Below are 19,190 nucleotides of genomic sequence, written 5' to 3'. Positions count from 1 at the left end.
TGGTAGTTGTTAACTGATTTCGTCCTTCATCCTACCCTGGGGGAAGCTGCTCAAAGGGCGTCTACATCCTTCAACTCTTTTCTTCTTCTATAGGAAAAAACTCCTTAGTTTTTGGTGAGTATCTCCAGGCTATGCCATCTGGATCTTTGCTACGACTCCACTCAGGAAATTCTGGATCGTCTCTTCTTTTGTATACAGTACTAGAATACACATTGAGACGTTTCGCTAGTTCTGACTGAATTAGTGAACCAAAAACTAGTTGTTGTTCTAGCGGCTTTTTGACTTCTTCCTGATGGGTATGTGACAGAGTTTCCGTTTTTGGTTCTTCTTGCTGTACTTGAGTTGGTGGCGCCAGCAAATTTTCCATCATTTTGTTAGATCTTTGATGAGGAAGTTCTTTCACTGGTTCGCTACTATCAAAAATACTGCCGAGAGTACTGGCAGTGATAAAGTAATACACCTTACCACCGTCTTCTGAGTTAACAATACTGCCGGCAAATTCTGCTAATTTTCCATCCAGGTAGCGTTTTGCCGCTTCTCCAGAAAAATTCCCCTTAATTGCCAAATCCATTGGCGTAATTTTGCCCTGATTTTCCCGAATCAACTGGTTGAACAGTGGGTTAACTTGCAAACACCATCTTTGCCATTGATAGCGCTGCCAAATATTGAAAGCCAAACCTACGAAAATTAACGCCAACCAAAGTCGCCAGGTTGCGACTAAGAAAATAATTAAAAACGATATCGGCAAAAGCAGAACTAGGTATCCTCTGCCATAGTCTTGTATTTTGTTTTCACTCATGCCCATTTTTGCCAAATGACTATTAGAGAAATAATATTATCTTGGCAAAAATCTGGACAAAAATTTGTAGTTTTTGTATTTTTGCCAAAAATTTTCCTGGCAAAACTGAATTTTCCACGAGGGAGGTGTGAGGGGTATGAGGAGTAGTAAACAACTACTAACCACTAACTACTAACCATCAACAACCAAACTTAAAATTCAATTCCTGGTTGAGCTTTTACACCTTGGTCACGGAAAGGATGTTTCACCAATGTCATTTCTGTGACTAAATCAGCACATTCAATCAAGGCTGGAGGTGCGCCTCTACCTGTGAGAATCACGTGATTATCAGCTGGTTTTTGCTCCAACCCCAGCACAATTTCCTCTACACGCAAATATCCGAGCTTAATGGCAATATTTATTTCATCTAATAACACTAGCTTAAAGTCTGGGTTGCGGATGTATTCCAATCCTTTTTGCCAAGCGGCTTGTGCTTTTTCCAGGTCGCGATCGCGGTCTTGGGTTTCCCAGGTAAAGCCTTCGCCCATGGCGTGAAATTCTAACTGATCTGCCCAAAGACTGAAAACTTTTTTTTCTGAAGGTTCCCAAGCACCTTTGATAAATTGGACGATCGCCACTTTATACCCATGACCGAGCGATCGTAATATCATTCCTAAAGCCGCAGTCGTTTTTCCTTTGCCATTGCCAGTATGAACTATGATTAATCCTTTTTCAGGTATTGCTTGCGCTATGCGTTGATCTTGTACTTGCTTGCGTCGCCGCATTTTTTGGCGATATTGTTCATCTGTCAGGGTTGAAGATGACGCTTCCTCCATTAAGCGATCGGCTTCTGTGTCTGGGTTAAGGTCAGCAGATTTGTCGGTATTCATCTATGATTTTTTGGGAAGTAATATATAGGTTAATGTTAAGTTCTGATGTAGATTAAGGTTTTGATTTATCTGTGTTCATCTGTGTTCATCTGTGTTCGATATTCATTGATTTTTTTGTGGTTGCAAGTTATCTGCTGAGTCTGATATTTTTTGGGAAGGCGAACACCGATGAACACCGATAAACACCGATGGTTATTGAGTGGTGTTGTCTGAGTTCTCAATGAGCTAGAATCTTGTTTCGTACTGAATTTCTGCTCGACTTTCATCAGTTAAATTAGTAGAACCTCTGATGACTAGTTGATCACTGAGTTCATAAAGCAAGTTGTAACGAAAAGATTCATTGCCATAAAAAACCCGTGATACTGAAAAAGAAATATCGTTAGAAATACCAATTGCTGCTTCTGCTGCTAAACTCAGTACTGAACTTTCCCCCTTACCTGTAGGTTCGATAGTCGGAAAGATTTGGAATTCTCTTAAACCAATTGCTTCAGCCAGTTGACTAATTCTGCCTTGAAAGTCAGAAAATATCTGAGAGTTAGTGAGAGTAGCAATGCCAATGCTGGTTGCATCAGGCTGACCAAAGACGTTGATAAAAGAACCTCCTAATAAAGCAACAATTTCTGCTTCTGTGCGACTAGGTTCACTAGTTAATTGCAAATTCTCAGATAATCTACTGGCAGGACCTTGCACACTAGCTTGAATCCGAATGGTGTTGAAAGTACCCAAGGCGTTGGCAGAAGAATCGTTAATCTCGGTCGATGTTGGTGTGGTCGGTAAACGACTCCTGTTAAATTGTGGAACTAATGTGACTAGTCGCACATCTAAAATCGGGTCTAATCCTAGCCTGGGGGTAAATGTGGCGATTTGTTCGTAACCACGTGCTAGGGTAAATCGAGTCACAAATAAGTTGACTTGACCTTGTTTCAGATTTATCACTCCTTGCGGACGAGGATTAGCTAAAGTACCGTTGAGGGTAATGTCTCCCTTTGTGACAAAGCTGAACAATGGTTCTTGGGTGACGCGCACATCATCTAGAATCACCCGGAAATCTGCAAATTCTATAGGTAAATGAATAGATGATGGGCTGGGAGAAGGTGAAGAATTGGCTGTGCTTTGTGTCTGCTTCGGAGGAGTGTTGGTAGTTGTAGTTGCAGGTGTTTGTAGAAATATCTGGCTATTTGTTACAGAATTATTTACAGGTGTTGCACCTGTATTTGGAGAAGCTTCACCATTTTGGTATAAAGATATCTCACCATCTTGGAGTTGTACATTTCCAACCAGTTGAGGAGATTGAGCTGTGCCTCTAATTACTACATTTCCACTTACTCCTCCTGCATATAATTGTGGTAGATTCAGCCTGAGGTTGTCTAACACGACAGTGAGAGGATTGGTCGCTGCTTGCTGTAGGGCCTTCTGAGTGGCAAAAATTGGTAGGATACCCGATGCTATTAATTGTCCCTGACTATATCTTCCTTGTAGACCTTCTACGTTGAAGCGATCGCCTGCAAAACGAATTGTTCCTGTGACATCTGTCAGTGGTTGGGAGAGGTTGGGAGATTTCAATGTGGCGTTTTTAACTGTGGCAATACCAGTAGTATTGGGCTGGCTGAATGTACCATCAATTTGCAGATTGACGTTTCCCTCACCTCCAACCCAACTGATTTGGTTAGTCAATGCGTTTAATACCGCCAAGCCTTCATTTTCTACGTAGGCATTGAGGCTAATTTGATCACTGTCTGGTTTGACTGTAGCAAAAGGTAACTCAAATGGAATGTTACCTGTAATTTCTACTGGTTCTGTACCTGTTCCCGTTACTGAAATGGTGCTACCAAAATTTAAGCGAGCATTGTTATAGTTCAAACTTACTTCTGCTGTTTGGATAGATTGGTTATTAATACTGCCATCTACCAACGCAATTTCCCCAATCGCAGTAGGATTATTTAAACTACCCGCCAGAGTCACAAGAGCATTTAAATTACCCGTAACTTCTACAGGTAGGTTTGGTAGAAAAGCCTCGACTAGTTCCACAGGTAATGCTTGGACTCGCGCCTGTCCAGATAGTTGTTCCTGACTCAACTGTCCATTAAAAGCTAGGAGTGATCCATCTAAATTCACCCGTAGGGGTACTAACCTCACAACACCATCTGCAAAACTTCCATTGGCAACAACTTCGTTAATTTTGTAATCACCCCACACCCAGTTAGCACCTGTGAGGTTAAAGCTGGTATTCAACCCTGTTTGTAAAGTGCCTGTAACTTCAATTTGTCCGCTAATTGACCCACTTAATTCTGCGAGGGTTGGTAATCGTGCTTGTTGCTGTTGCTGCTGCTGTTGCGTTACCAAGTTTGAAATTTCATTAAACAACTGCAATTGGGTTGCCAAAGATGCATTCGGTTGACCGACAGGTACGGTCGCAAGTGCTTCTGCACCAGCGAAGTCTGGAGGTTCAAAGCCAGTGGTAATGTCTGAAAAGTTATAGATATTGAGGGCAGATAATATATTCTCTACTCTGGCTTGATCGAAGCTAAGTTGAAAATTTAAGGGTTGATTACCTATTATTGGGAATTTACCACTGAGTTGATAACGACCTTGACCTTGTCGCAATTCGCCTTCTGAAAGACTGGCGATACCATCAGCAAAACCAATTCGTCCCCGAAATTCATCGCCGATAAATCTGCCAATCTGGGGTTGTGTAATAGCCACATCACCGACAACGGAGGAGTCACTTAAATTAACGACAAAGTTTCCAGATAAATCTCCCGCAATTGGGTCGATATTTCTTGCACCACCAGGAATTAAACTTTGCGCTACAGATAAGGGAAAGTTTCGTAGGTTGACTAGGAGATTGTCTCCTTGAGTTCTACCAGTGGCGACAGTGTTATCACGTCTAATTAAAAATGATATCGGGCGATTGTCGGGGGCAAGGTTCAAGGCTATTTGGTCTTGTTGACCGCGCAGTTGCAGTTGGCTTCCTTGTTCTGGTTGATAACTGACCTGACCAGTTAATACAGGATCAAATGCTAAATCATTAACCTTAAAGTTTTCTAATTGGATGTTACCAGAGGCGACGAGAGCCTGGGGCTTAAGCCCCAGGCTAGGAGTGCCCGTGACTGTGCCATTGAAATCAATTGTACCTGCGATCGCTAAATTACCAGGCAACTCGAAGGGCAGGTTTTGCAAGTTGTAATTCTGTGCCAATACATCTAAATTGAAGTTTTGCACTTGTGGCGTGGTTGTGTCTGCAAAGGAAATCGCCACCGTACCCGCAGCCCTTAAACCTGGTGTAGTTGCCTGTACAATTCGTAACTTCTCACCGTTCCATTGAAATTGGGCTGTTAGTGGTTGTTGCAGTTGGGCTAAACCTTGAGAAAGGCCTACTTGTCCAGCTGCTTGAATGGCGGATGGTTGAAACGATGCTACAGTTCCCGTTAGGTCAACGCGGCCATTGAGTTGACCACGTAAATTTTCGGAGAAAGTATTAAGTTGAATTTGGGAAGCATTCGCTACTGCTTGCCAGCGACCGTTATTGAGGCGAATATTATTTAGGTTTAATGTGCCTGATGCTACATTAACACTTGCCTGACCTGCGGCTTGAATATCTGCAAGTTGCAAGGAATTGGTTGTTCCCGATAAACGCAAGTTAGCATTAGTGACTTGTCCTTGTATATTTTCGGCAATTCGACTCAGTGGAATTCGGGAAGCATTCGCTACTGCCTGCCAACGACCGTTATTCAGCTGAATATCCCTGAGGTTTACGGTACTTTCTGCTACATTAACACTCGCCTGACCAGTAGCTTGAATATCTGCAATTTGGAAGGAATCAGTAGTGCCAGCTAAATTAAATTTACCGTTGACAGTTCCTTGTTGATACTGTGGTGGCACTTGGGGAAAACTACTCAATTCAATGCCATTTACATCAACCACACCTTGCCAGCGATTATCTACGAGTTTTCCTGTTGCTGTAATTGTACCCCCCGCGACTTTGGCAACAGCATCCTGTAATCGCACAGCTCCAGAGTTATCAATAGCTACTTCCAGTCGTGCAGGGTAGGTAGCAGTAGGTGCTTCCGCTTTTACTACTGTTTGCAAGTTATCAAAAGTACCTGAAATTTGGGTGTTTGCCGCTATATTGCCAATTTGAATTTGTGGTGATGCTTCGTAGGCTTTGGCGATCGCATCTCCTGGTAAATTCTGCCCCTGCAAGTTAAAAGCGACTCGGTTTTGAGTACCTAAAGCGACTCGACCACTACCAGTAATTTTGCCACCGACGTTAGGAGTAGCTTGGATGTTAGCAAAAACTAGTTCATTGGGAGTCAGCCGCAAACTACTGCTAATTTGATTAAAAATGAGGCGATCGATTTGAGCAGCTTGGACAGTACTAACAGTTCCTGTAGCGATGGGTTTTTGTAGCGCCCCCTGTAATTTAATATTGGCTTGCACTGTTCCGGCTACAGGTACAGGCGACTTCACATTCAAAGAGGCTAAAACATTCTGGAGTTGAACTGGCTTTACCTGTGCTGTGAGATTATAACCAGTTTGGGTATTGATCGTTCCTTGGGCTTGCACTGGGACGCTACCGTAGAGCGTAGTCACATTTTCCAGGGCAATTTGTTGATTTTGGAAGTTGAGTTGACCTGTGGTGTTAGAAAGTTTTGTGGGAATGTTAGCAACTTGTGCAGTAATTTGATTTAATCCCACGCTTCCAAAAAGAGCAATTTCTGGCTGATTCGGTTGTAATTGAACTGTTAAGTCACCACCCACACGACCAGCGAGTATGTCTACTGGCGTTTCCACTAACCGAGAAAGATCAGATGCTAACAATTGGGAGGCATTTATCTTGAGGTTAGTTTGTCCGATGCTGGGGCGTGTATTGCCAACAATTTGTAAATCACCACCGTTAGCAGGTTGACTATTGAATTTAAAGGTAATCAGTTGATTTCGTTCTAGAAAACGAGCCGAACCGTTGACCTGATTAAATCCCACAGCAGCTATGGTTTTTTTTGCTTGGGAAGTTGGTTGTAGAGTTAAATCTCCACTTTTAACCTCAATCCCCTCCAATTCAGTTTGAATAAAACCCGTCTGTTCTTCTGCACTAGGCTTAATTGCTGTTGTTACCCAGCGACCTTGTTGATCCTGTTCAATATAAATATTAGGCTGGACTAAGGTTACATTCAGCTTTAAAGTCCGGTTTGTAATTAGTTGCCAAGGGTCAAATTGTACTTGGACAGCCTTAGTCTTAAGATTATCTGGATCTGTGGGGGTTGCAGGCACGGATGATGGACCAAATCGCAGGCTGTTCCAAGAAAAATCCTCAACTTTGCCTACTTGCACAGGTCGTCCGAGTAATTGCTGAAGATTTGTTTGTACTAATGGTGCTAACTTATTGTTGATAAAAGTCCAAGCCCACCACGCACCTCCTGCAATTCCAACTAGCAAAATCACACCTATAGTTATACCAGTACGACTTAACAGCAGGAACCAGAAGCGTCTATTGTCATGAGACTGAGGTTGGTTATCTGGGTTAGGAGAGCCTGTCATTTTGGTTTAAAAAATACTGCTGGAGATGACGCTAATAAAACATAGCTAGTACAAAAAGGCAGAAAGCACAAGGAACAAAGGGCAAATGTATATATGTAGATTCTCAACTCCCTTTTTTATGGGTTTTGATTTGCTAGTTATGTTTGCTTTTTTGCAATAGGGATAGCTTTTTATCCTTATATAAAACATCTACCAAAAGCAAGGGAAGTCAAAAATAGGGTCAGGGAAAACCAGTACATGAAGGAGATACCCTCAGTTTCCGTGAGTGAATATCCTTTCACCTTCACCCTTTTCGCAGTTTAGTATTGATTATTTTTTAATTTTTGTTATATTTATTTACATAAATTTACAAAATAAAATGCAATTATGCATAAGTGTTGGAATCATGGATGCTAATGACATTCTCAAACGCTATGCTGCGGGCAACAGACATTTTTTGCAGATGAGCTTGCAACGGATTAACTTGAATGATACCTGTTTAGTTGGAATTAACTTTGGTCAGAGTAATCTGAGTCGGGCTAATCTCTCAGGAGCTTGTTTGCGCAGAGGGAATTTCAATGAAGCAAAATTGGTAGAAACAACCCTATGGAGGACTGATTTAAGGGAAGGCTTATTAATTTGGGCTGATTTGAGCAAAGCTTGTCTTATTCGAGCAATCCTCGCAAAAGCCGATTTGCACAACGCTATGTTAACTAGAGCAGACCTACGGCTAGCTGATTTACGCTATGCTGATTTGGGTAATGCCAATCTAGAGGGTGCGGATCTACGCTATGCTGACCTTACTGGTGCTAATTTGGCAGGTGCAAATTTGAGCAAGACAAATCTAACTGGTGCAAATTTGAGTAAAGTCGACTTGTATAACGCGAATATGTCTAAAGCTATTTTATCAAGAACAGATTTGCGTTATGCGGATCTAAGTTGCACCAACATAGATGATATTGATCTGTATGATGTGAATTTGAGTGGCGCTTGTTTGCCTGAATCATTATTTTCCTATGCTTTAAATTAAGGACTTAAAAATAGGAAAATTTCAAACTTTGGATAGAAGCAATGCTGGTCAGAAGCTGATGCTTGTATAAAAGAGTGGGGATTTGCAACGCCAAAGGATACAGAGTTTTGGTGTCAACTTTGCGGGTGGGAACTTATACAACTTTTGATTCAGTCTTGTGAGTATTACTGAAAATTAAGTTGAATCAAAACCCAGGTTAAGTAAGTGCCTATGGGACCCCAAATGGCATAAGGTAAAAAGAGCCAGGAAGCAGTCTGGGAAATTGGCTTGACTAAAAAAGCCAGAATATAAACGAGAACTGTTGCTAAGCCGCCTACAATCATTCCACCAATCAAGCTACGAAATTCTACTACAACGGGACTGTAAGCTGAAGTTAAAATGGCGATCGCTGCATACATCCCCATCAACAGCCAAGGACGAAACCTTTTTGAGCTTTTCTCCCATACCAAAATAGCAGAGATTGTGGTGCAAATCCAAATAAATATCCAAATAAACGGAATTAAAAACTCAAAAGTCAACCAATCAGGACGGCGCAAGCTCTGAAACCAGGGATCGCGCAAAGATGTAAACAAGCTACCGCCAAAAAATAATGCTGCTGAGACCGCAGTAATAATCCATCTTGCTTTCATAATATCAGCACCCATAGAAAATACGATTTTACTTGCAGTGTAGATTTTTGAAGAAAATTATTGCACCTACCTTTGGGTAAACAATTTGTAACTCTTTCACTCGCAACACTCGACCAAATATCACCTGAGTTGGTGAACCAATTGCATGAGGTTACTTGCTTCTATCTTTTCTTAGGATCAGGCTATAGAACTATATTGTCAGTTTTAGTGCTGCTCCTACGCAAATAAAAGCAAGATTAAAGATGATGAACCAAATTTTATATTCATTAGCGATCGCACTTATTTGTGGTACATCCATTGCTTGTACAGAACAAGTATCTAGTAATCAAGTAAATAACAACCAACCCACTACTGCGATTACTTCCCCATCTAGACCGAGTACCATCACAGACACTATCAGCGTGGAAGGTGAAAAACAGAAAATCACGCTCAATCTCTACAACAAACCAGGTTTAAATTTTACAACCTATATCCTAGCTAATCGTTTTGTTGACCAAGTCAAACTATAATTTATGAGTTTGATGATTAACCATCAAATGCTTCATTTCACTGATATATTGACTATTGACTAACATGCACGTTCTTTCAATTCCCACCTGGATCATTCACGTTTCTAGCGTTATCGAGTGGATTGCTGCTATTTGGCTAATTTGGCAATACGGTGAAGTGACTGGCAATCGTGCTTGGTGGACATTATCTTTGGCTATGTTACCAGCTTTAGTGAGTGCAATGTGTGCCTGCACCTGGCATTATTTTGAGAATGCAGAATCACTAGAATGGTTGGTCACACTACAAGCTACTATGACTTTAGTTGGTAATATTACGCTTTGGGCGGCTGCGGTGTGGATTTGGCGCAATGCTAAATCTACAGATATAGTCACTCAAGTAACTTCTACAGAAGGTATTAAATCGAAGCAATGATTTCAAAAGAAACCCTATTTATCCTGTCACTGTTTCCCTACTTGGGTTTCTTGTGGTTTATTAGCAGAGTCAAGCAAATGCCACGGTTGGCGTTATACGGATTTTACTGTACCCTGGTGTTTGTCGGTGTTACTATCCCAGCTGGGATTTATGCTCAACTGCACTACAACCAATCTTTGGCAAATGTTGATTGGTTGCATGGAAGTGCAGAATTTTTTTTGACCCTTGCTAATATCTTGATTGTGCTGGGTTTTCGGCAAGCAGTGATCAAAGAGACTAGGGAGTAGGAGGTGGGGAACTCGGGGCGTAGGGAGATGGGGAGGTGGGGGAGTGTGAGGAGTAAACAACTAACCACTAAACACTAACAACCACTAACTACTAACCATTAACTACTAACAACCAACAACCAACCACTAACCACTTTCAGGATAATTATGGAAGTTATTCCAGCGATAGATTTACTAGAAGGTCGTTGTGTGCGACTTTATCAGGGAGACTACGATCGCTCACAAGTTTTCAGCGAAAATCCGGTGGATGTTGCCAAACAATGGGTAGAGGAGGGTGCAACTAGACTGCATTTGGTTGATTTGGATGGGGCAAAAGCAGGTAAATTAGTAAACTTAAAGGCAATAGAAGCGATCGCTCAAGCAGTGTCCGTACCGATTGAAGTAGGTGGAGGTTTACGGACACGAGACAGCGTACAGCAGTTATTTAATTTAGGCGTACAATGGGCTATCTTGGGAACTGTGGCTGTAGAACAACCACAGCTAGTACAACAACTGTGTCAAGAATTTCCTCAACAAATTATTATCGGCATAGATGCTCGTAATGGCAAAGTAGCGACTCGTGGTTGGTTGGAAACATCAGAAGTACTTGCAACACAACTTGCTGTACAAATGCAAGAATTAGGAGCAGCAGCAGTAATTTACACAGATATCCATCGTGACGGTACTCTTGCAGGGCCAAACTTAGATGCTTTACGCGAATTAGCTGCTGCAATCAATATTCCTGTAATTGCTTCTGGTGGAGTTAGTTCGCTCACGGATCTTCTTAGTCTGCTAGCATTAGAACCTCAAGGCGTCACCGGTGTTATTATTGGGCGTGCCTTGTACACTGGTGATATCTCTGTCTCAGAAGCAGTTCGGGCTGTTGGTTCGGGGCGTATTCAAGATATACCCCCGGATTTAGGTTTTTCAGCTTTTGCGTAGGATATTATGTCGCAGAAAGAGTAAATACTTTTCTTGAGTTTAATATTTTTTAACTGACTCGATAGTCAGTTATTTTTTTATTTTCCGGATTCCGAATTTACTACGGTGTAGTTCAATCTGTACAGAGTTAAAAATTACTTAGTTACTATGTCTCGCCCAAAACCTCCGGTCACAAATAAACCTAAAACTGAATCTGGTAGCAATAAGCTTCAAGCCCAAAACGACAATTCCAAACCAAAGACAGCTTGAGTATATGTAATACATTAAATGCTCAAGTAAGTAAACTTAATGACTGATAGCTAGTTAGCTTTTTCATAACCAACTTTAATTTTTAATTTTAAGTTTTTAAATTTTCATAATGGGTTTCCTCTCTTTTAGAGGCGCTTTTTCTGCGTCTCTATTTTCTTATTTAGATAACTTGGTAATAATAAATTATTAAATTTGGATTTTATTTTAAATATTTCTGGAAGTGATAACAACTGTTGTGTAATTAGTATAAGAATCAAATTCAAGGTTAAAAATTATGTCTCGTAAGAAACCAAATCCACCTCAACCACCAGTTAAGGATAAACCCCTGAGAAGAGAGCGTGGTTTAACTCCTAAAACTAATAATAACAACAAATAGAGAAAAGAATGAAGGACTATTGATCAAGTAAATATTCACTTGGTAAGATGCGTTATACTGAAGATAAACGCACCATTCATCACGGTGCGTTATACTATTAGAGACGTGCCATGGCACGTCTGGTACAACACAAATATGTTTAACTTTTACAGGGAATTAGTATTACGGCAAAAATGTTTATGCTTACTATCTTTATTTAACTAGTGCCGTAACAAACCCTACTGACTAACTCCCAAAACTATTTATTCTTCACTTGGCTTTTAGCTTGTTCTAAAGCTATTTCTTTGATTGCTTGATAGGAATTTATATTTGCAGATCCTTCAATAGCTTTTACTGCCAAATCTTGAACTTGTTTCAAGGCAGATTCTAGTTGTTTAGAGAGATTTTGAATACGTGTTTCTTGATTATTAATAGTCTGTTCTAAAGATTGCAACCTTTGCTCATAAAAACGCTTTTGCCCTTCCACTTCTTTAGCAAATAAATCTGCTTTGACTTTAGCTTGGTAATGAGCGATACCTCTACCTTCTTCTATTGCTTTTTTGATTGCTGCTTCTTTTTCTTTAGGGAAAGCTTCGACTTTAGCTTTATACTCTTCAAATTGTTTTTCTTTTTCTGCGATCGCTTTCTCTCTTTCTGACCATTGCTTTTCTATTTCTTGGCGAAATTCTTCTAATTCTTTATATAAAGTTTTTTGCTGTTGCTCGTATTCATCCATCTCTAGTTTACGTTGTAGTTCTAGATTATATTTATATTCTTCTGCATCTCTTTGTCGAGTTTTCTTGAGGTTTTCATCCCGCTCTTTAATTGATATTTTGTAGTCTTCTTTTTCTTTTTCCCAAGCTTGTCTTAGTTCTTGATGTGCTTGCATTAAAGTTTCCGAACGCTGGCTGAATTCTTCTTGGTAAGCTTTAGCATTTTCTTCATAAGTTTGAATGAGATTATCTAGGATATCTTCAGAAATTTCTAAATTATGTAGTTCTTTTAATTGCTGCACTTCATTTTCAACTAATTGTCTAATTTCTGCTAATTTGGATGCTTGCGTTGTGAGTTGTTCTGACAATTCATTCGCAGCACTACCAAAGCCTAGCTGAATTTTCGCGAGACTTTCAATAGTAAAGTTCATTTTTTGTTGAATAGTTACTGGTTGATTCATCATTGCTTTATTTTCTATAGTTGAGTTTATCTGATTTTTTTGTACAGAATCACGTTCTTTTGCTAATTGTTCTAGTTGAGATTTTAGGGCTGCTTTCTCTTTGAAAATTTCATTATAAGCTTCCAATATCTCTGACTTAGTATTTCTTTCATTAGGTTTTTTGCTTGGCATAATAAACCTCGGTTTTTGTTGTTTTCAAGTTGATTTTGACTGTGAAACTATTTATCAGAATTACTAAAAGCTCTCAAAGCTAAATCTTGAGCTTGTTTTAATGTGGTCTGAAGTTGAGATGATATTCCTTCTATTTGCTCAATTTGTTTCTGAATAATTTCTTCTAATGATTGAATTTTGAGTTCATAACTTTGTTTAGTGGCTTCCCATTCTTTTTCAAATAAATCTGCTTCAACTTTTGCTTTTTGACTAGTTTCTTTGATAGCTTCTTCTCTAGCTTTTTTCACTGCTTCTTCCAGTTCGACAGGAAATGCTGCTATTTTTTGTTGGTATTCTGTGAATAATGATTGATTTGCAGAAAGTATTTTTTCTCTTTCTGACCAATTTTTTTCTTTTTCTTGATTACTTTCTTCTATTTGTCTTTCTTGTTGACGCTTTTTCGCCTGGAAAGCATCTGTGTCTATTTTTTTCTTATTTTCTAATTTATATTGATATTCCTCTGCTTCTAAAGCTCTTTCTTTTGCTAATAATTCATTGAATGCTTTGACTGATTCTGCATATATTTCCTGCTCTCGCTGCCAATCTTTTCGTGTTTTTTCTATTTCTTTTTCTAGGGCGTCTCGCTGACTATTTGTATCTTGTTCTAGAGTTTTCAGCTTTTCTTGATGTTCTTGAGTGAGTATGTCTAATGTATCTGCTACCACTCTAATTTGCTGAAGTTCTTTTAAGTTTTGAGTTTCAATTTCGATAGCGCGGTTTAGTTCATCTAACTTAGAATTTTCTTTGGCTAATTTGTCAGAAAGTGTAGTGACTATACCACCAAATTCTAATTGCAAGTCTGCTAAACCTTTGATAATACTATCAACTGTGTATGTCGAAGCTACTTCTAAAATTTGTTTATTTTTTGCCTTTTCTGCTTCTTCCTGTTTGGTAGCTATTTTTGATTCCAGCTTTTTCTTATCTGCCAAAATTTGTTGAAATGTTTGTAAGAGTTGTTGTTTACTATCCTTAGCAGCAACTATGCTCATACTTAAACTCCAGTTAATGTGCATTATTTTTTGGTAGCAAGCAAGACTGCGGCTAACCCTGTACTGTGTTGAGGGTAGCCTTGAAAACAGTATTTTCAGAGCTGTGGAAATACTGAAATGAAAATGACTTTGTTGTTGAGGTTGCTATTCCTAATGTTGACTGACTTCTAGTCAAAGACTGAAGTTAAGGAACGCAGGTTGGATTTTGCTTTAGTACTTATGTACTAAGTATATTCAAGCTCATCTGTTGTTGTCAAGGGAGAAGCGATCGCCACTACTGCATTAATTTATACGTATGCACCGACTTATTAATTTGCCGCTGTCATTTTTAAGTCACATTTATTTTTAACCCTAGAGATAGGGAAATTTAGTCACTACTCCCTCTTACCATAAGGTTCACCACATTAACTATCACAAACTGGGGTGAGGTTAGAGGGTAAGCAGAAAAAGTTCTGATGCTCACCCTTTTACCTTTTCCCTTTCTCTAGCAAAATATGAAACGTGAAAATTATGCCTTATCAAAGCAGACAGGAACAAATGAAGTCGCAGCACCGAAGCCCTCATTGGCATTTGGCGATGCTGTAGCCTTAATAGTTGGTATTGTAATCGGAGCGGGCATTTTTGAAAGCCCCGCTTTGGTTGCAGCTAATGCAGGTAGTAATGTTGCTGTACTGCTGTTGTGGTTAACAGGAGGTGCGGTATCTTTCATTGGGGCTTTATGTTACGCCGAGTTAGCAACAACTTATCCCCATGTGGGGGGTAATTACCACTATCTCAAGCGCGCCTTTGGGCAGAAAGTCGCCTTTTTATTTGCCTGGGCGCGGATGATAGTCATTCAGACAGGTTCAATTGCTTTGTTGGCATTTGTTTTCGGTGATTATATCTCCCAAATTTTGCCACTTGGAGCCTTTTCCTCTGCCCTTTATGCAGCAATAGCGATCGCTGTATTAACAGCATTAAACATTTTCGGTTTGCAGCAGGGTAAATGGACACAGAATTTACTGACGATAGCAAAAGTCCTTGGCTTGCTACTAGTGGTAATTATTGGACTTTCCTTTGCAACTCCCTCTAACCCCTCTACTCCTCCTACTACCCCTACTTCTGAAGGCACCTGGGGATTAGCAATGGTGTTTGTCTTACTATCCTATGGTGGATGGAACGAGGCAGCCTATATCTCAGCAGAAATCAAAAATAGACAGCGAAATATAGCCCGTTCTTTACTTTGGAGTATTAGCATTATCACCAGCATTTACCTGTTGATCAATCTAGCTTATTTGCGGGGATTGGGATTGGTGGAAATGGCCCAGTCGCAAGCAGTCGCAGCTGCTTTGATGCGTCAGGCTTTAGGTGAAGTGGGAGCATTCTTTATCAGTCTGCTGGTTGCAGTTTCTGCTTTAGGGGCAATCAACGCCACTATTTTAACAGGGGCACGTACCAACTACGCCTTAGCACAGGACTTTTCACTGTTTCAATTTATGGGAAATTGGCAGTATCAAAAAAGTACTCCCGGTATGGCTTTTCTGTTGCAGGGAGCGATTTCCCTAGCTTTGGTGGGGTTAGGCAGTATCACCCGCAACGGTTTTGAAACAATGGTAGACTACACAGCCCCTGTATTTTGGTTTTTCTTCCTACTTTCTGGCATATCGCTGTTTATATTGCGAATGCAGGAACCCCATATTAGTCGCCCGTTTCAAGTGCCACTTTATCCTTGGTTGCCTTTGCTATTTTGTCTTGTCTGTGGCTATTTACTCTACTCCAGTTTGGCTTATACGGGAGTGGGGGCAATAGTTGGTGTGGTAGCCGTTATTTGTGCAATCCCGTTGCTGTACTGGGATCGGTACCTGTTGAGGAATAAGTGAAAGAGGTAGGGAGTGTAGTTCAGTTGTCAGTTATCAGTTATCAAATTCTACTACTCACTCCGCTTAGTACTGTTAACTGTTCACTGATTCCTAACCACAAACCACTAACAACCAACAACCAACTCTATCAGTCAAAGGAGAAAAATCATGCAGTTACGACGAATGCTAATTTTACTTGTGGCTGGAATTAGTGCTGCGAGTTTGAGTGTGGTTGGATGTACGAATCACCAGGGTAATGTGCAAGCAGATGCACAAACACCAGCTACAACAACTCAGTTCCAAGAAACTCCAAAAGCTGATGTGCCTTATGTACCGACTTCACAAGAAGTTGTAAATGCCATGTTGCAACTGGCACAAGTCAGTAAAAATGATGTGGTTTACGACCTTGGCAGTGGTGACGGACGTATTCCCATCACCGCAGCCCAAAAATATGGTGTTCGTCGTGCCGTAGGTGTAGAAATCAATCCCGAACTTGTACAGGAAAGCAAAGCTAATGCTCAAAAAGCAGGAGTAAGCGATCGCGTTACATTCCGACAACAAGATTTATTTCAAACCCAGTTTGATGATGCAACGGTAGTAACACTATACTTGCTGCCTGATGTCAATTTGAGACTCCGACCCAAACTTTTACAAGAGCTCAAACCAGGCACTCGTATTGTTTCCCATGCCTTTGATATGGGTGAGTGGAAACCACAGAAGACGGTGCAGGTACAAGGCTCTACTCTTTACCTCTGGGTTGTTCCTGAGCAGGTTCCTAATAATTTGCTTCAATAAAAATAGGGAACTGGGATCGGGGAAAAAGCAAGAGGTATTTTCATGCTTTTGGAATTTTACCTTACATGGCTGATTTGATATTTTCCCAAAATCTAAAATCCAAAATCGGATGACTGTATGATGCTCCTCCCCAACTTGAAGTTGGGGAGGTGTTTAATGTTGAGATTGAAGATATGAGATGAAAAAAAAGGAATGGCAAATTCCATGAATTAAAGCCGAAATTTCCAAAAATCAGCAATTATTCGGGATATTTCGTTTAGGTCTTTCTACAAGAAAATTACTATCAACCATTAATTACCAGCAATCTTCTATGAAATTATCCTATATTTTTGTTGCTTAGATGGTTTATAATAAATGGCATATTGTCATATTAATTACCAAAAATCATAGTTTTATGTCAAACAAGCGTAAAAGTGCGGTTGTCTGATAAATATATTGATACAGCATAATTACAGAGTTGCGTGAGCATCAATGCATACTAGTGAATCAACTAAGTATTCTCCAACGACAGACATCGGTCAAAGAAGTCGTATTTTAGTTGTCGAAGATGAAGAACTAATCCGAGAAATGATTGTTCTGGCTTTGGAGGAGCAGGGTTATGGAGTGGTAACAGCGGCAGATGGACGCTCAGCCGTAGAACAGTTAAAAAGTTTTGACGCCAACTTAGGGGAACCTACTTTTGATTTAGTCATCCTAGATTTGATGCTACCTCACATTAATGGTTTAGATGTCTGCCGCTTAATGCGCTATCAAGGTAACCCAGTACCTATTCTCATGCTCAGTGCTAAAGGTAGCGAAACTGACCGTGTTTTAGGTTTAGAAGTGGGAGCTGATGACTATTTAACCAAACCTTTTAGTATGAGGGAATTAGTAGCCCGGTGTCGTGCTTTGCTGCGTCGCCAGCGCTTGAGCAGTTTACCACAACTACCAGCACTACAGTATAAAGAAATCACCTTATATCCACAAGAGTGTCGCGTCCTAGTTCGTGGTCAAGAGGTCAGTCTCTCACCAAAGGAATTCCGTTTGTTAGAACTGTTTATGAGTTACGCCCGCAGGGTATGGTCACGAGAACAGTTACTAGATCAAGTTTGGGGACCAGATTTTGTCGGAGACAGTAAAACAGTTGATGTTCACATCCGTTGGTTACGGGAAAAATTAGAGCAAGATCCTAGCCGTCCTGAATATATTGTGACTGTACGCGGTTTTGGTTATAGATTTGGCTAAGTTGTTAGTATGATCTGTGCGAAAGCAACTAACAACTTGTGATGTTAGTATTTAGTTTTCTTTTTGGTTTGACAATCGGCTTAGGGGTTTGGATTTGCCAAATGGTGCAACTGCGCCGCCTTATCGGAAAAATACCGCCCTCATTAAAATCACAACCTAGTGATATTGCACTACCGCTGATTCCACGCTTGCGGCACGAAATTTCTGAGTTGAAACAGCAACAATTATACTTGCAAGAAATTATTAATAATTATCAAGTACTGTTAGAGTCGGCGCCAGTAGGATACTTGCAGGTAGATGAAGAAAATCAGATGCTGTGGTGTAATCAGCAGGCGCGAGAGATGTTGTATGTGCAAAGATGGCAACCAGGACAAATACGGTTGTTATTAGAATTAGTGCGCTCTTATGAACTAGACCAGTTGATTGAACAAACTCGCGATCGCCAGCAATCTCAAATCAAAGAATGGGTATTTCACCCCTCTTGTGAAAATGCAGATGCAATGTTAGAACAGAAACCTGTGGTATTGCGAGCTACTAGCTTGCCTTTATCCCAGGGAAAAGTTGGCGTATTCTTGGAAAATCGCCAAATACTGCTAGAAATTAACCAAGCACGTGACCGCGCTTTCTCCGACCTAGCACACGAACTGAGAACGCCATTAACCTCTATTCGGTTGGTAGTAGAAACTTTGCAAGACCGCATTGAAGCACCTTTAGATCGCTGGGTTGATCGCCTCATGCAGGAAGTTGACCGACTGATTTCTTTGGTGCAAAGCTGGCTAGAACTCACCCAACTAGAAACCGATCCCACCCTCAAACTCAACCGCCAATCTACAGAAGTGCGATCGCTAATTAGCAAAGTCTGGGAAAGTCTTGAACCCCTAGCAGCACGCTATCAAGTCCAGCTGATCTATAAAGGACCGGAAAATATCTTGATTAATGCAGATGCTTCGCGTCTTTACCAAGTTTTCCTGAATTTGTTGGACAATAGTATCAAGTACAGCCCTTTTGGCGGTACTATTACTGTTGAAACAAAAATCTTAAATGTAGAAAATAATAGTAGTGCTAAACCAACTACATCAGCCAATCTTGAAGTGAATATTGTTGACTCTGGAGTGGGTTTTACCGAGGCAGATTTACCCCATGTTTTTGAACGATTTTATCGGGGAGATCAAGCACGCGCTCGCGACAAAACAGTAGAAACCTGTTCTACAACAACATTAGTGGGTAGTGGTTTAGGTTTGGCGATCGTCCGTCAAATAATTCTGGCTCATAACGGTTCCATCAAAGCCATGAATCACCCCGTCACAGGTGGAGCATGGATACAATTTGTATTACCCGAGGTCATGGCAAATTCTTAAAGCCAAGACTATATTTAAAAATATC

15 protein-coding genes are annotated in these 19,190 nt (G+C 40.5%); 9 read left to right on the top strand and 6 right to left on the bottom strand.

The window, feature by feature from the left end:
* Positions 1-70 precede the first annotated feature (70 nt).
* The 3 genes from UYK_RS0118995 to UYK_RS0118985 form a co-directional block, all read right to left on the bottom strand.
* Complete coding sequence (locus UYK_RS0118995) at positions 71-799, bottom strand: hypothetical protein (RefSeq protein ID WP_016871964.1); 729 nt, start codon at positions 797-799, stop codon at positions 71-73.
* A 191-nt stretch (positions 800-990) separates the two neighbouring features.
* The gene (gene cobO, locus UYK_RS0118990) at positions 991-1,668 is read right to left on the bottom strand and encodes a cob(I)yrinic acid a,c-diamide adenosyltransferase (protein WP_009454041.1); all 678 of its coding nucleotides are present in this window, start codon (positions 1,666-1,668) and stop codon (positions 991-993) included.
* A 225-nt stretch (positions 1,669-1,893) separates the two neighbouring features.
* Positions 1,894-7,206, bottom strand: coding sequence for a translocation/assembly module TamB domain-containing protein (locus tag UYK_RS0118985; RefSeq protein ID WP_009454039.1), 5,313 nt, complete (start codon positions 7,204-7,206; stop codon positions 1,894-1,896).
* Between the two features lie 385 nt (positions 7,207-7,591).
* Between UYK_RS0118985 and UYK_RS0118980 the strand changes: the two genes are divergently transcribed.
* Complete coding sequence (locus tag UYK_RS0118980; protein ID WP_009454037.1) at positions 7,592-8,215, top strand: pentapeptide repeat-containing protein; 624 nt, start codon at positions 7,592-7,594, stop codon at positions 8,213-8,215.
* 164 nt (positions 8,216-8,379) lie between these two features.
* On the opposite strand, the gene UYK_RS0118975 is transcribed toward UYK_RS0118980, so the two are convergent.
* Positions 8,380-8,844: a TspO/MBR family protein gene (locus tag UYK_RS0118975; protein ID WP_026086517.1), complete on the bottom strand. Its 465-nt coding sequence runs from the start codon at positions 8,842-8,844 to the stop codon at positions 8,380-8,382.
* Between the two features lie 242 nt (positions 8,845-9,086).
* On the opposite strand from UYK_RS0118975, the gene UYK_RS0118970 reads away from it, so the two are divergent.
* The 4 genes from UYK_RS0118970 (at position 9,087) to hisA (ending at position 10,973) form a co-directional block, all read left to right on the top strand.
* On the top strand, positions 9,087-9,353 hold the full coding sequence (locus UYK_RS0118970; RefSeq protein ID WP_235182355.1) for a hypothetical protein: 267 nt from the start codon (positions 9,087-9,089) through the stop codon (positions 9,351-9,353).
* A 64-nt stretch (positions 9,354-9,417) separates the two neighbouring features.
* Positions 9,418-9,765, top strand: a complete 348-nt coding sequence (locus tag UYK_RS0118965; RefSeq protein ID WP_009454032.1) for a DUF2499 domain-containing protein — start codon at positions 9,418-9,420, stop codon at positions 9,763-9,765.
* Positions 9,762-10,052, top strand: coding sequence for a DUF3593 domain-containing protein (locus UYK_RS0118960; protein ID WP_009454030.1), 291 nt, complete (start codon positions 9,762-9,764; stop codon positions 10,050-10,052). Before UYK_RS0118965 ends, UYK_RS0118960 begins: the two co-directional genes overlap by 4 nt.
* 147 nt (positions 10,053-10,199) lie before the next feature.
* Positions 10,200-10,973 (top strand): 1-(5-phosphoribosyl)-5-[(5-phosphoribosylamino)methylideneamino]imidazole-4-carboxamide isomerase, encoded by a 774-nt coding sequence (gene hisA, locus UYK_RS0118955; RefSeq protein WP_009454028.1) that lies wholly within the window; start codon positions 10,200-10,202, stop codon positions 10,971-10,973.
* Between the two features lie 863 nt (positions 10,974-11,836).
* Here hisA and UYK_RS0118945 read toward each other — a convergent pair.
* Both UYK_RS0118945 and UYK_RS0118940 read right to left on the bottom strand, forming a co-directional pair.
* A complete protein-coding gene (locus tag UYK_RS0118945; RefSeq protein WP_009454024.1) occupies positions 11,837-12,922 on the bottom strand; it encodes a coiled-coil domain-containing protein in 1,086 nt (361 codons plus the stop codon).
* Between the two features lie 47 nt (positions 12,923-12,969).
* Positions 12,970-13,950 carry a coiled-coil domain-containing protein gene (locus UYK_RS0118940; protein WP_009454023.1) on the bottom strand — a complete coding sequence of 327 codons (981 nt, stop codon included), beginning with the start codon at positions 13,948-13,950 and terminating at the stop codon, positions 12,970-12,972.
* A gap of 494 nt (positions 13,951-14,444) precedes the next feature.
* Here UYK_RS0118940 and UYK_RS0118935 point away from each other — a divergent pair, with 494 nt between their 5' ends.
* From UYK_RS0118935 to UYK_RS0118920, 4 genes are all read left to right on the top strand, one after another.
* Positions 14,445-15,809 (top strand): APC family permease, encoded by a 1,365-nt coding sequence (locus UYK_RS0118935; protein WP_016871962.1) that lies wholly within the window; start codon positions 14,445-14,447, stop codon positions 15,807-15,809.
* Between the two features lie 147 nt (positions 15,810-15,956).
* A complete protein-coding gene (locus UYK_RS0118930; RefSeq protein WP_009454019.1) occupies positions 15,957-16,583 on the top strand; it encodes an SAM-dependent methyltransferase in 627 nt (208 codons plus the stop codon).
* A 471-nt stretch (positions 16,584-17,054) separates the two neighbouring features.
* Positions 17,055-17,807, top strand: a complete 753-nt coding sequence (locus UYK_RS0118925) for a response regulator transcription factor (protein ID WP_009454017.1) — start codon at positions 17,055-17,057, stop codon at positions 17,805-17,807.
* A 41-nt stretch (positions 17,808-17,848) separates the two neighbouring features.
* The gene (locus UYK_RS0118920) at positions 17,849-19,165 is read left to right on the top strand and encodes a sensor histidine kinase (RefSeq protein WP_016871961.1); all 1,317 of its coding nucleotides are present in this window, start codon (positions 17,849-17,851) and stop codon (positions 19,163-19,165) included.
* Positions 19,166-19,190 lie beyond the last annotated feature (25 nt).

The sequence above is a fragment of the Fischerella thermalis PCC 7521 genome (genome assembly GCF_000317225.1).
Lineage (GTDB): Bacteria > Cyanobacteriota > Cyanobacteriia > Cyanobacteriales > Nostocaceae > Fischerella > Fischerella thermalis.
This window is presented reverse-complemented; position numbering and strand designations above follow the sequence as displayed.